Raw genomic sequence first — 11958 nt, forward strand, 5'->3', positions numbered from 1 at the left:
ATGACCTATATCCAAAATCCTTCCTCTATCGAGGAAAAAAGCTTTCAGATTATTCAGTCTACGATTACTGAAAAAGATCCTGACTACGTCTTCCATTCGGAAATGGAAGAGTCCATTATCAAGAGGGCTATCCATACGACGGGAGATTTCGATTATCTCTATACCATGCGCTTTGAGCATGATGTCCTTAAAAAAATAGAAGAAGTAATCAGAGCTAAGGGGACTATTCTCTTGGACTCTAATATCTCTCTCAATGGGATTAATAAGCGGGTTCTTGACCAGCTAGGTGTGAGCTACCGCTGTTTGATTAGCGATGAAGAAGTGGTTGCGCTGGCTAAGAAAAAGCAGATTACCAGAGCTATGGCGGCTGTTGAGATAGCAGCCAAGATTGAAGGCCCTAAAGTATTTGCCTTTGGTGGTGCTCCGACGGCTTTGTCTTATCTGATTGAGCTGGCAGAGCAGGGACTGGTAGAAGCGGACGCTGTGATTGGGGTTCCGGTCGGCTTTATCAATGTTGAAGAATCCAAAGAGGAACTGCTTCAGTCAGGTCTTCCGGCCCTTGTCAATCTCGGCAGAAAAGGTGGCAGCACGATTGTAGTAGCCATTATCAATGCCATTATCTACCAGCTGAGAGAAGTGGTGACGGATGACTATGTCCGCTACTCTACACCATCCAGTAAAGAAGGAGGAAAGAACTAGATGTCCTATCTAAAAGCAGCGCACAAGATTGAAGAAGCTAGTTTCAGCAAGATTCAGGAAATTATTGACCAAGAGCATCCAGATATTCATTTTTCAGATCCTTTTGAAGAGGCAGTGCTCAAGCGGGTGGTCTTTACCAGTGCAGACTTTGACTACCTCTACAATATCAAGTTTTCCAATCAGGTGATTGAGAAAATCCTCTACGTCCTCCGAAACAAGGGCACGATTTTTACGGATACGACCATGGTCTTGGGCGGTTTCAATAAAAAATTGCTGGATGACCTAGGTGTTTCCTATCGCTGTCTGGTCAATGAGCCAGCAATCTTTAAGGAAGCTAAGGAAAAGGGAATTACTCGTTCCATGGCTGCTGTGGAATATTCAGCCAAAGTGGACGGTCCAAAGCTCTTTGTCTTTGGGAATGCTCCAACTTCTATCTTTAAGGTTTTGGATATGGTTGAAGAGGGAAGCTTGCAGCCGGATGCGGTTGTCGGAGTTCCAGTCGGCTTTGTCGGAGCGGCAGAATCCAAGCTCAAACTGCATGAAAGTTCTGTGCCTTCTATCGCGGCACTGGGGCAAAAAGGTGGCAGTACCATCGCAGCAGCGGTCATCAATGCCATCCTCTACCAGCTTAAGCTCGGCACTACAGACTATGAGCGTTACAGTGTTTCAGATAAAAAGCAGGCTCCGGAGAAAGGAGAGGGCTGATGATGGATGAATACGCTTATGTCAACGGTAAGAAATTAAGAAAAGGTTTTACAACTGGTACTTGTGCGACGGCAGCGACTGTTGCAGCCTTGAGCATGATTTTAAATCAGGAAAGAGAAGAAAAGGTCACTGTGCATACGGCTTCAGGTGTGGAAGTGACCATGGATGTTCACAATCCTTCCTTTGGACCAGAAGAAGCGACAGCGGCCATTGAAAAAGATGGCGGCGATGATGCGGATGCGACGCATGGCCTCTTGATTTATTCGACCGTGACCCTTCTGCCAGATCAGACGGAAATCGAGATTGACGGTGGTCAGGGCGTCGGGCGTGTAACCGAGAAAGGACTGGCCTGCGATGTCGGCATGGCAGCCATCAATCCGACTCCTAGACGGATGATTGAGCAGCATGTCCGTGAGATTATCGGTCCCAACTGTGGAGCACGGGTTATCATTTCCGTTCCTGGTGGGGAAGAAACGGCCAAACTGACCTACAACTCCAGACTAGGCATTGTCGGCGGCATTTCAATCTTGGGAACGACAGGGATTGTCAATCCTATGTCCGAGGATAGCTGGAAGGCGTCCATAACGATCGAGTTAACCATGCTCTATAACCAAGGACATCGCTCAGTCGTCTTGGTGCCAGGGAATTACGGTGAAGATTTTGCTACTAATACTGTGGGGATTCCAGCTGGGCGCATTGTCAATATGAGTAACTTTGTCGGCCATGTCCTCAAAGAAGTGCAGCGAATCGGATTTACCAAGGTTTTGATGATCGGTCACATGGGCAAGTTTGTCAAAGTGGCGGCTGGGATTTTCTCTACCCACAGTAAGGACTCGGATGCCCGTATGGAAACGCTGGTGGCTAATCTAGCCCTGATGGGGGCGCCCATGGAGCTGTTGGAAAAGGTTGACAAGTGCTTGACGACCGAGGCAGCTGGGACAGCCATTAAAGAATTTTCTTATGAGGGTGTCTATCAGGTCTTGGCGGATAAGATTAAGGCTAGAAGTGAGCGTCTGCTCCGCTATCGTAAGCCAGAAGTCAATATTGAAGTGGTCGTCTTTGGGACTGAGGAAGGCTATCTGGCATCAACTCAGCCTTTAGAGCAGATAAAGGAGGAATGGACATGATTTATGTTATCGGAATTGGTCCGGGAGATCCGAGCTATGGTCTTCTGGGACAGGAAGCCTATTTTGAAAAGGCTGACCGCATTTTAGGCAGCGAGCGGCATTTAGAAATTTTGCCACCGGCTTATAAGGATAAGGGTCTGGTCCCTCCTAAAAAATTAGCTGCGCTGGCGGAGTTGCTGGCGAGCTTTGGTGAGGATGAAGAAATTCTATATCTGGCCTCAGGCGACCCGCTGATTTATGGCTTGGGCAAATGGCTATCAGAGAAGTTCAAGGGGCGCGTGGTCATCTCACCGGGTATCAGCGCCATGCAGTATCTGGCCAGCAGAATTGCCCTGCCTATGAACGACGCTTATCTGACGAGCAGTCATGCTAAGATGCCTAACTTTGACTTGATTATGAGTCTGTCAAAAGTCTTTATGGTGACCGATCAGAAAGTTGGCCCCTACGAGATTGCTCAAGAGGCTGTTAAAAGAGGTTTAGATAAGGTGCTAGTCATCGGCGAGCAGCTGAGTTATGAAGACGAGCGTATTACCATTCTGCCTGCGAATGAGGTGGAAGATAGAGAATATGAAATGAATGTGGTGGTGGTGTTAGATGAGGGATTCGGAATTTATCAGGGCTAAAGTCCCTATGACTAAGGAAGAAGTCAGAGCCATCAGTTTGGATAAGTTGGAGCTGCATCGGGCCAAGCGCATGCTGGATGTCGGCTCTGGCACTGGCAGTGTCACGATTCAGGCAGCCCGAACCTATCCAGAACTGGAAGTGGTAGCAGTGGAGCGCAATGAAGACGCGGTGGCCTTGACGCAGGAGAATATCCAGCACTTTGGCTGCCACAATGTCTGTCTCCATCAAGGACTGGCTCCGATTGAGCTGGAAGGCAGCTTTGATGCCATTTTTGTCGGAGGAACCGGGGGCAATATGCAGGAGATTTTTGACTGGTGTGCTCAGCTCATGGAGCCAGGTGGTCGGCTGGTCTTGAACTTTATCCTGCTGGAGAATGCTCTAGAAGCGGCTCAAATAGCAGAGCAGATGGACTGGGAGGATTTAGAGATTGTCTCAGTTCAGGCTAGTCGCTGGACAGCTATAGGCAAGGGGCACTACTTCAAGCCTCAGAATCCGACTATTATCGTTTCCTGTAAGAAAAAAGAAAGAGAGGCTAATTGATGTCCAAAGTACATTTTGTTGGAGCTGGCCCAGGTGATGTGGAGCTGATTACGCTCAAAGGTTATAAGCAGTTATCTGAGGCTGATGTGGTCATTTACGCAGGCTCCTTGGTCAATCCAGACCTGCTGAACTACTGCAAAGAAGGGGCTGAGATTCACGATAGCGCCAGCATGCACTTGATGGAAATCATTGATGTCATGGAGGCTGGAGTCAAGGCTGGTAAAGATGTGGTTCGCTTGCAGACGGGAGATTTCTCCATCTACGGTTCCATTCGAGAGCAGATCGAAGAGATGAAGAAGCGGGATATAGAGTTTGACTGTACGCCGGGCGTCAGCTCTTTTCTGGGAGCTGCTTCCAGTATCGGGGCAGAGTATACCGTGCCAGAGGTTTCTCAAAGCCTCATCATCACTCGGATGGCCGGCCGGACGCCTGTGCCAGATCGGGAATCCCTGAAAAGTTATGCTCGGCATCGGACCTCTATGGCCATCTTCCTGTCGGTTCAAGGTATTGAAAAGGTGGTCAGCGAGCTGATCGAGGGTGGCTATCCTCCGGAAACGCCTGTGGCTGTCATTTACAAGGCTACTTGGCCGGATGAAAAGAAGGTCTTTGGCGATTTGACAAATATTGCTGAGAAGGTCAAGGAAGCTAAGATTAGAAAGACAGCTTTGATTTTGGTCGGTGACTTTTTAGGTCAGGAATTCTACTATTCCAAGCTCTACCATGCGGATTTCCAGCATGAGTTTAGACGGGGGAAGAGCAGCCATGCCAAGTAATTCTCAACCTCGCTACGCAATCGCAACAGTGACAGCGGTCGGCAAGGACTTGGCTCTGACTCTGCGGGAGAAACTGGGCAAGGAAATACCTATCTATACGACGCCTCGCTTGGCAGATGACAGGGTCATTGCCATCGAAGGACGTGTGATTGAGGCGCTTGGTCAGCTCTTTCAGGAAGTGGATGTTCTCATTTGTATCATGGCTATCGGTGCAGTTGTGCGAGCTATTGCACCAGTCTTGAAAGACAAGGCGACTGACCCAGCAGTGGTTGTCATGGATGAGAAAGCGACCAATGTCATCAGCCTGCTGAGCGGACATCTAGGCGGAGCCAATCAAGTGACGCTAGACATCGCAGAATTGCTCGGCTCCAATCCTGTTATCACGACAGCGACAGATGTGCAGAATGTGACAGCCTTGGACAATCTGGCCCAATCAGTCAATGGCTGGCGGCCGGAATTGAGAGAATTCATCAAACCTTTCAACAGCTATCTAGGCAGCGGCCGAACAGTCTATTTCTATCAGGAAAAGGATTGGGTCACTGACCTTCGTGGCCTAACTCTTGTGAGTGAAGAAGAATTGGCGGCTGTTCTCAAAGGAACGGAACCGCTGATTCTGCTGACTACAGAAGAAAAGGACATTCAAAGAGAAAATCTGGCTCTCATCTATCCTCAATCCTATATCTTAGGAGTTGGCGCGAGAAAGGATGTGGCTCCAGCCGTCTTCCGAGAAGGCTTTGAGGAATTTTGTCAGCGGCAGGGAATTTCTGCCAGTGAGATTTCCAAAATCGTCAGCATTGATGTCAAGAAGGATGAAGCAGCTATTCTGGCCTTGGCTGAGGAATTGGGCTGTCCCTTTGAGACCTTTAGTAAGGAGGAGCTGTCTGTCGTAGCAGACCGCTATCCTCAGTCAGAATTTGTCAAAAAGACAGTCGGAGTCGGCAGTGTCGCCTTGGCCAGCGCAGATCTGGCCAGTCAGGGTCAAGTCCTGACTGAGCGCTTTGCCAAGAACGGCTGTACCTATGCGCTTGCAAAAGCAATAACCAAAAAGTAAATCAAAAGAAAAAGCAGATGGTCCTATGAACCAACTGCCCTTATAAAATTTTATCATACCCATAAAGGAGAAAAAATATATGTTATACGTTATCGGATTAGGCCCAGGTAAAGAAGAATTGATGTCACAAGAAGCATTGGCTGCTATAGCCGATTGTGAAATTATCGTCGGCTACTCGACTTATATGCGATTGATTCTTGATTTGGTCAAGGACAAGGAGCTCGTAGCGAATGGTATGCGTCAGGAAATCGACCGTTGTCAAAAGGCTATTGATTTGGCTAGAGAGACTGGCAAAAATGTCGGAGTTGTTTCCAGTGGAGATGCCGGAGTCTATGGAATGGCTGGCTTGATTTTAGAATTGCTGGGAGATGCCAGTGATGTAGAAGTTAAGGTGGTTCCAGGTATCACAGCTAGTCTGGGTGCCGCTGCTGCTATGGGAGCTCCCCTCATGAACGACTTCTGTCATATCAGTCTGAGTGACTTGATGACGCCTTGGGAAATGATTGAGAAGCGTCTGCATGCCGCAGCTCAAGGTGACTTTGTTGTCTGTCTCTACAACCCTCGGAGTAAGGGACGTCCAGACCATTTGGCAAAAGCACTTTCTATCATGTCTGAGTACAAGTCAGAGGATACTATTGTCGGTATCGGTAAGGACATTGGCCGTAAGGATGAGGAAATCATCTTGACGACTATCAAAGACCTAGATGAGACTTTGGTAGATATGACGACAATCGTTATCGTTGGTAACAAAGAAACTTATGTTAAAAACGGACGCATGATCACACCTCGAGGATATACTTTATGATGAAATTACTGCTGGGAGGGACATCCGACAGCACCGCTATTTTAGAAGTGCTTGACCGTTTGAAAATTGATGTGACCAGCTCTGTTGTCACAGACTACGGCCGGCACTTGGCTTCCAAATATGGCCAGCCGGTCATTCAGGGCCGGCTGACAGCCGAGGATATGGTTGCCTTCATCAAAGAGAATGATGTGGATGAAATCATCGATGCCACCCATCCTTTTGCGGATATCGTTTCCAAGGAAGCCATTCGGGCAGCAGAGATGGCCGGTGTATCTTACCTGCGCTTTGAGCGTCAGGCGACCTTGGATTTGAGCGGAGCCATCGTGGTCCACTCGACCCAAGAAGCCATTGATGAGATTGCCAAGCGCGGCTACAAGACAGTCTATCTGGGAACAGGCAGCAAGACTCTGCCACTCTTTGTCAAGGGCTTGCCAGAGCAGCGGATTGTCGTTCGCGTTCTGCCGACTTCAGAAGTGCTTCTGGCCTGCGAAAGTCTGGGACTGGTAGCGGATCAGATTGATGCGATCAAGGCTCCATTTTCCAAAGAGTGTAATAAAGAGCTCTTACTGCGCTCAGGAGCAGATGTCTTTATTTCCAAGGAGAGCGGTACAGTCGGTGGTATTCGTGAAAAGATTGATGGCTGCCAAGAGCTGGGGATGGACTGCATTATCATCTCTCGGCCAATTGTGGCCTATCCGCAGATGGTTTCTAACTTGGAAGAGTTAGAAGCTTATCTGACAAAATAGTGAATAAAAGGAGAAAAAATGTCCGGTTTAGTAACATTACTGGGAGCAGGTCCAGGTGATGCGGAGTTGTTGACCCTCAAAGGCAAGAGACGGCTTCAAGAAGCAGATGTCTTGGTCTTTGACCGCTTGGTCAATCAAGAGCTCTTTCAGCATCTAAAGTCTGACTGCGAAAAGATAGATGTCGGTAAAAAGCCAGGCCAGCCCTGCATCCGACAGGAAGAGATTGAAAAGATTCTCATCGAAAAGGCCCGTCAGGGCAAGCGGGTAGTCCGCCTTAAGAGTGGCGATCCCTATATCTTTGGCCGAGGCGGAGAAGAAGGAGTCAAGCTGGTGGAAGCCGGTGTGGACTTTGAAGTGGTGCCAGGCATCACCTCTGCTGTGGCTGGTCTGACCTATGCAGGCATTCCTATGACTTATCGAGATGTAGCGACTAGCTTCCATGTCTTTACAGCCCATCTCAAGGATGAGACAGAAATGCTCAACTGGGAAGCAATTTCTGAGCTCAAAGGAACCTTGGTCTTTCTTATGGGCATGAAAAATCTGCCTTCCATCGTCCAAGAGCTGACGGCTAGAGGCTATGGCAAGGACAAGCCAGCCGCCATCGTTGAATGGGGAACCCATCCTCAGCAGCGATCGGTGGACGGAACCTTGGGTAACATAGTAGAACTAGCAGAAGCTGAGGACTTTAAGGCACCGAGTGTCATCGTGGTAGGTGATGTCGTGGCCTATAGACAGCAGCTAAATTTCCATGAGAATCTGCCGCTTTTCGGCCGGAAAATCCTCATCCAGCAGTCAGAGACTGGCAGACTTCCTCGCTTGCTCAGGGATGCTGGAGCTGCGCTGACCACTTTCCCTGCTCGAGATTTGGTTGAAGAGTTAGACTTGCAGCTGCCGGACTTGGAGCAGGTAGAAGGACTTCTCTTTGCAGATATGCAGAGCTGGCCGCTCTTCTTGAAAGCCCTCCGCAAGGCAGGCAGAGACTTGCGCAGTCTGCCGCATATCCGCTTAGCGGCTATTGGTCATCATACGGCTAAGTCTATCGAAGCGAGCGGGATTGTGCTGGATCGGATGACGCCTCAGCAGTCGGATGCGGATTTTGCAGCTGCTCTTGAAAAAGAAGGCGGCAACTGGTATATTCTAACAGCTGAGCATAAGAAAGCCAGTCTGGCAGAACTCTATTCTCTGCCGATTATTGCTAGCCATAGGCTGGCCTTTGACAGTCAGATTAGCAGTGACAATTGGTCAGAGATTGAAGTTGTCTGTCTCCCGAACTCTGCTGCGGCCATGAACTTTGTAGCAGCTAATCAGGAAGCTGGATTTGACTGGACAGATGTCCCTATCGTTGTCATGGGTGCTAGCACGAGGGCTGTCTTAGAGGAAGCTGGCTTTAGCAAGATTGTTGAGACAGACGAAGCGACTATCGCTTCTATCATCGATAAATGTCGGGAAATTCTCTGAAAGGATAAAGGTCATGAGTAAAGCTATAGTAGTAGTCAGTTTCGGAACGACCTATCCCGAGACCAGACGCAAAACAATTGAGGCTTGTGAGCAGGCTATTCAGGAACATTTTCCAGACTATCCGGTACACCGAGCTTTTACATCCAATGTCGTTAGACGGCGGATTAAGAAGCAGGAAGGGCTTGACATTCCTACGGTCAAAGAGGTTTTGGAGCAGCTCTTAGAAGCGGGCACTGAAGAGGTCTATATCCAACCTCTCCATGTCATTTTGGGCAGCGAGTACGAAAAAATTCTCGTCCAAGCCAAAGAGTTTGAATCAGCTTTTAAAAAGCTAGTCGTTGCCAAGCCTCTGCTCAATAGTCAGGAAGACTATGAGGCTGTCAAGGATATTCTGCTGGAACGATATGGCCATGAAGATCAGGATGCAGCAACAGTTCTGATGGGCCACGGTAGTCAGCATTATGCCTTTACAGCTTATGCAGCCTTGGATCATATGATGAAGGGAAGCTCAGTCTATATCGGATGTGTAGAAAGCTATCCTCCGGTTGAGCTGATTGAGCAGGAACTGAAGAAAGAGGACGTCCGGGAAGTACATCTGGCACCTTTTATGCTGGTAGCGGGCGACCATGCGACCAATGATATGAGCTCGGATGAGGAAGGGTCTTGGTATCACTTCTTTAAGGAGCAGGGATATGAGGTCAAAGCCCATCTGGTTGGTCTGGGCGAATACCCCGAGGTTCAGCAGCTCTACATCCAGCATTTAGAAGAAATCATCGAATAGGAGGAAGGAATGGCAAAATTTTACGGAATTGGTGTGGGACCGGGTGATAGCGAGCTAGTCACTATCAAGGCCAGTCGGCTTTTGGAAGACTTAGATATTCTCTATACACCAGAGGCTAAGAAGGGGAGCAAGAGCTTTGCATTAGGCATTGCAGAGCCCTACCTGAAAGAGCATCTGGAAATCAAGCAGCGGCATTTCCCTATGGTCCGTTCCAATTCGACCAAAGAAGTCCAGTGGCAGGCCATCTCTGCTGAAATCGCAGAGGATGTCAAGTCTGGCAAGAATGTAGGCTTTATCACACTGGGTGACCCAATGGTCTACAGCACTTATAGCTATCTGCTGGCCCTGCTGGAAAAGGAAATCGACTGTCAGACCATCCCTGGTATCACCTCTTTCTGCAGCATGGCTTCTGAGCTAGGTCAGCCCCTGACTATGGATGAGGAGTCTCTGGCGGTCATGCCGGCTACGGCTTCTGCCGAGAAGATTGAGGCGGCGCTTGAGCTGCATGACTCGATTGTGCTGATGAAAGTGGCCAATCACCTGGATACCGTCCTGCCCCTGCTAGAAAAGCTCGGTCTCTTGCAGCAGACTTTTTTGGTTAGTAATTCTTCGACGGATAAGCAGCAGACTCTGCTGGGGCTCGAAGGAATCACACCAGAAACCAAGCTGCCTTATTTTACTACCTTCCTCGTGAAAAAGAAGATTTTTAATATCAGAACCCATGTTCATGGATAGGCATTCATCCTTTTGAGCTTAGGTTCTTAGTAAAGGAAAAAAACATGAAACTATTGAAAAATAAAAAAGTAACTTTTGTTGCCTTGCTGGCTATTTTAGCGGTACTGAGTACCCAGTCTGTGTCAGCTATGCATATCATGGAAGGCTATCTTCCACTCTTTTGGTGTATCTTCTGGTTCGCCGTTTTCCTGCCTTTCTTTGTGGTAGGCTTGATGCGCATCAAGAAAATCGTTGCAGAGGATCCAAATTCCAAGACCATGCTGGCCTTGTCCGGTGCCTTTATCTTTATCCTGTCTTCTTTGAAGATTCCATCTGTTACAGGATCTAGCTCGCATCCGACAGGGGTTGGTCTGGGAACTGCTATGTTTGGTCCATCTGTTATCAGTGTTTTGGGTACCATCTGCTTGCTCTTCCAAGCCCTCCTCTTGGCTCACGGCGGCTTGACTACTCTGGGTGCCAATGCATTCTCAATGGCAGTGGTTGGTCCGTTTGTCGGTTATTTCGTCTACAAGTTTGCTAAATCCATCAAGCTGTCTACGCCGGTATCTATCTTTATCTGTGCTGTGATTGCGGACTTGGCGACTTATGCGACAACTTCTATCCAGCTCGGTTTGGTCTTCCCAGATGCTAACAGTGGCTTTGTTGGTTCTGCACTGAAGTTCATGGGTGTCTTCTTGACCACTCAAATCCCGATTGCTATCGTAGAAGGATTGCTGACAGTTGTCCTCTATAACTTAATCTCAGAAAATGTCAAAGAAAGAGCAGGTCTGTTCAAATGAAAAAACACAAGAATCTCATCTTAATCTTGGCTGCAGTAGCAGTCACTCTAGCTGCCTTTATCTTTGCCCCTAAGGGTGTGGAATACAGTGGAACAGATGACGCTGCTGAAAAAACTATTAGTTCTATCCAAAAGGACTACGAGCCTTGGTTTTCACCGATTTTTGAGCCAGCTGGTCCAGAAGTAGAAAGTCTGCTCTTTACCCTGCAAGGCAGTATCGGAGCGGGGATCATCTTCTATGTTATTGGCTACCACAAAGGGAAAAAACAAGGCCAACAAAAGGAAAGCTCTGAACATAAATAAAAGTCTTCAACAGTAAGAGCGAGCTCTGGTTCTTGATAGCGATTAAGTTGTCTGGAACCGGAGTTGCTCTGTGCTGTAAGCTTCGTGAAACATAGCTAGAAAGGAGGGTCTCCTCATGTTTGCGATTGATAAATATGCCTATCAAAATCGGCTGAAAAATCTGCCGGTTGCTTATAAATTTGTCATTTATGTGCTCTTGTTAGCTGTTAGCTTTTCTGGTGTCAGGAGTCTGCAGCTAGGACTCATTATCTTGGTGGCGCCTTTGACTTGCTATGTGGCTCGGCTTCCTTGGTTGCGCTATCTGAAGTGGCATCTGCACGCAAGTATCTTTATCCTGATTAGTCTCTTGACCTTTGTCTTGACCTATCAGAATAGTCAGGAACAGCTCTTGCTGGCCTTTCCTTTAGGTCAAGGTTATCTGGGCATCAGCCAATCCTCTGTTCAGCAGACTATTTTTATCCTCTTGCGCATCTATTCATCCTTGGTTTCGACTTATTTCTTTGTCCTGACAGTGCCTTTTGCTCAGATGCTGCGGCTTTTTAAAGCCATGCACGTACCGCGGGTACTGCTAGACTTAATCGTCCTCATGTATCGCTTTATTTTCCTGGTCTTCTATGAGTTTGTGACCATTCGGGATACCTTGGACTTGAAATTCTCCTTTTACAATAAAAGGAAGCAACACCAGGCTTGGGGCAGATTAGCCAATACTCTCTTTGTCAAACTGCTGGATGATAATCAGCATTTAAATGAGGTGCTGACGCTAAGATTTGATGCAGAGCATAGTGAGTAATGAAAGCGCATTTACAAGAAGACAGTTTTTATACTATAATGGA

15 protein-coding genes are annotated in these 11958 nt (G+C 47.9%); all 15 read left to right on the forward strand.

Features of this window, described 5'->3' with window-relative positions; all coding sequences use genetic code 11:
- The 15 genes from RG608_RS06595 (at nt 1) to RG608_RS06665 (ending at nt 11915) form a co-directional block, all read left to right on the forward strand.
- The gene (locus RG608_RS06595) at nt 1–699 is read left to right on the forward strand and encodes a cobalt-precorrin-8 methylmutase (RefSeq protein WP_268686909.1); all 699 of its coding nucleotides are present in this window, start codon (nt 1–3) and stop codon (nt 697–699) included.
- Nucleotides 700–1404, forward strand: coding sequence for a cobalt-precorrin-8 methylmutase (locus tag RG608_RS06600; protein WP_268686910.1), 705 nt, complete (start codon nt 700–702; stop codon nt 1402–1404).
- Nucleotides 1404–2531: a cobalt-precorrin-5B (C(1))-methyltransferase CbiD gene (cbiD, locus tag RG608_RS06605; RefSeq protein ID WP_002911808.1), complete on the forward strand. Its 1128-nt coding sequence runs from the start codon at nt 1404–1406 to the stop codon at nt 2529–2531. The genes RG608_RS06600 and cbiD overlap by 1 nt, the downstream gene beginning before the upstream one ends.
- Nucleotides 2522–3154, forward strand: coding sequence for a cobalt-precorrin-7 (C(5))-methyltransferase (locus RG608_RS06610; RefSeq protein WP_308946754.1), 633 nt, complete (start codon nt 2522–2524; stop codon nt 3152–3154). Before cbiD ends, RG608_RS06610 begins: the two co-directional genes overlap by 10 nt.
- Nucleotides 3126–3695 (forward strand): decarboxylating cobalt-precorrin-6B (C(15))-methyltransferase, encoded by a 570-nt coding sequence (locus RG608_RS06615; RefSeq protein WP_308946756.1) that lies wholly within the window; start codon nt 3126–3128, stop codon nt 3693–3695. Before RG608_RS06610 ends, RG608_RS06615 begins: the two co-directional genes overlap by 29 nt.
- Entirely contained in the window at nt 3695–4468 is a 774-nt protein-coding gene (locus RG608_RS06620) for a cobalt-precorrin-4 methyltransferase (RefSeq protein ID WP_308946757.1), read from the forward strand. Before RG608_RS06615 ends, RG608_RS06620 begins: the two co-directional genes overlap by 1 nt.
- Nucleotides 4458–5519 (forward strand): cobalt-precorrin 5A hydrolase, encoded by a 1062-nt coding sequence (gene cbiG, locus RG608_RS06625; protein ID WP_308946758.1) that lies wholly within the window; start codon nt 4458–4460, stop codon nt 5517–5519. The genes RG608_RS06620 and cbiG overlap by 11 nt, the downstream gene beginning before the upstream one ends.
- A 79-nt stretch (nt 5520–5598) precedes the next feature.
- Nucleotides 5599–6324 carry a precorrin-3B C(17)-methyltransferase gene (gene cobJ, locus RG608_RS06630; RefSeq protein ID WP_002910545.1) on the forward strand — a complete coding sequence of 242 codons (726 nt, stop codon included), beginning with the start codon at nt 5599–5601 and terminating at the stop codon, nt 6322–6324.
- Nucleotides 6321–7070, forward strand: a complete 750-nt coding sequence (gene cobK / locus RG608_RS06635; protein WP_002929337.1) for a precorrin-6A reductase — start codon at nt 6321–6323, stop codon at nt 7068–7070. Before cobJ ends, cobK begins: the two co-directional genes overlap by 4 nt.
- Before the next feature lie 18 nt (nt 7071–7088).
- Nucleotides 7089–8528 (forward strand): uroporphyrinogen-III C-methyltransferase, encoded by a 1440-nt coding sequence (cobA, locus tag RG608_RS06640; RefSeq protein ID WP_308946759.1) that lies wholly within the window; start codon nt 7089–7091, stop codon nt 8526–8528.
- 13 nt (nt 8529–8541) lie between these two features.
- The gene (locus tag RG608_RS06645) at nt 8542–9309 is read left to right on the forward strand and encodes a sirohydrochlorin cobaltochelatase (protein ID WP_308946760.1); all 768 of its coding nucleotides are present in this window, start codon (nt 8542–8544) and stop codon (nt 9307–9309) included.
- A 9-nt stretch (nt 9310–9318) separates the two neighbouring features.
- On the forward strand, nt 9319–10044 hold the full coding sequence (locus RG608_RS06650; RefSeq protein WP_268686916.1) for a cobalt-factor II C(20)-methyltransferase: 726 nt from the start codon (nt 9319–9321) through the stop codon (nt 10042–10044).
- A 44-nt stretch (nt 10045–10088) separates the two neighbouring features.
- Nucleotides 10089–10823: an energy-coupling factor ABC transporter permease gene (locus RG608_RS06655; RefSeq protein ID WP_002901131.1), complete on the forward strand. Its 735-nt coding sequence runs from the start codon at nt 10089–10091 to the stop codon at nt 10821–10823.
- Nucleotides 10820–11125 carry an energy-coupling factor ABC transporter substrate-binding protein gene (locus RG608_RS06660; RefSeq protein WP_268686917.1) on the forward strand — a complete coding sequence of 102 codons (306 nt, stop codon included), beginning with the start codon at nt 10820–10822 and terminating at the stop codon, nt 11123–11125. The genes RG608_RS06655 and RG608_RS06660 overlap by 4 nt, the downstream gene beginning before the upstream one ends.
- A 115-nt stretch (nt 11126–11240) precedes the next feature.
- Nucleotides 11241–11915, forward strand: a complete 675-nt coding sequence (locus RG608_RS06665) for a CbiQ family ECF transporter T component (RefSeq protein WP_268686918.1) — start codon at nt 11241–11243, stop codon at nt 11913–11915.
- The last annotated feature ends 43 nt before the right edge of the window (nt 11916–11958 follow it).

The sequence above is a fragment of the Streptococcus sp. IsoGale022 genome, assembly GCF_031142805.1.
Lineage (GTDB): Bacteria > Bacillota > Bacilli > Lactobacillales > Streptococcaceae > Streptococcus > Streptococcus sanguinis_A.

What these genes read in the sequence shown, in the direction of transcription:
- RG608_RS06615 (WP_308946756.1), top strand. Translation starts at nt 3,126, where the DNA reads ATGAGGGATTCGGAATTTATCAGGGCTAAAGTCCCTATGACTAAGGAA.
- RG608_RS06620 (WP_308946757.1), top strand. Translation starts at nt 3,695, where the DNA reads ATGTCCAAAGTACATTTTGTTGGAGCTGGCCCAGGTGATGTGGAGCTG.
- cobA (WP_308946759.1), top strand. Translation starts at nt 7,089, where the DNA reads ATGTCCGGTTTAGTAACATTACTGGGAGCAGGTCCAGGTGATGCGGAG.
- cbiD (WP_002911808.1), top strand. Translation starts at nt 1,404, where the DNA reads ATGATGGATGAATACGCTTATGTCAACGGTAAGAAATTAAGAAAAGGT.
- cobK (WP_002929337.1), top strand. Translation starts at nt 6,321, where the DNA reads ATGATGAAATTACTGCTGGGAGGGACATCCGACAGCACCGCTATTTTA.
- RG608_RS06650 (WP_268686916.1), top strand. Translation starts at nt 9,319, where the DNA reads ATGGCAAAATTTTACGGAATTGGTGTGGGACCGGGTGATAGCGAGCTA.
- RG608_RS06610 (WP_308946754.1), top strand. Translation starts at nt 2,522, where the DNA reads ATGGACATGATTTATGTTATCGGAATTGGTCCGGGAGATCCGAGCTAT.
- RG608_RS06660 (WP_268686917.1), top strand. Translation starts at nt 10,820, where the DNA reads ATGAAAAAACACAAGAATCTCATCTTAATCTTGGCTGCAGTAGCAGTC.
- cobJ (WP_002910545.1), top strand. Translation starts at nt 5,599, where the DNA reads ATGTTATACGTTATCGGATTAGGCCCAGGTAAAGAAGAATTGATGTCA.
- cbiG (WP_308946758.1), top strand. Translation starts at nt 4,458, where the DNA reads ATGCCAAGTAATTCTCAACCTCGCTACGCAATCGCAACAGTGACAGCG.
- RG608_RS06645 (WP_308946760.1), top strand. Translation starts at nt 8,542, where the DNA reads ATGAGTAAAGCTATAGTAGTAGTCAGTTTCGGAACGACCTATCCCGAG.
- RG608_RS06595 (WP_268686909.1), top strand. Translation starts at nt 1, where the DNA reads ATGACCTATATCCAAAATCCTTCCTCTATCGAGGAAAAAAGCTTTCAG.
- RG608_RS06665 (WP_268686918.1), top strand. Translation starts at nt 11,241, where the DNA reads ATGTTTGCGATTGATAAATATGCCTATCAAAATCGGCTGAAAAATCTG.
- RG608_RS06655 (WP_002901131.1), top strand. Translation starts at nt 10,089, where the DNA reads ATGAAACTATTGAAAAATAAAAAAGTAACTTTTGTTGCCTTGCTGGCT.
- RG608_RS06600 (WP_268686910.1), top strand. Translation starts at nt 700, where the DNA reads ATGTCCTATCTAAAAGCAGCGCACAAGATTGAAGAAGCTAGTTTCAGC.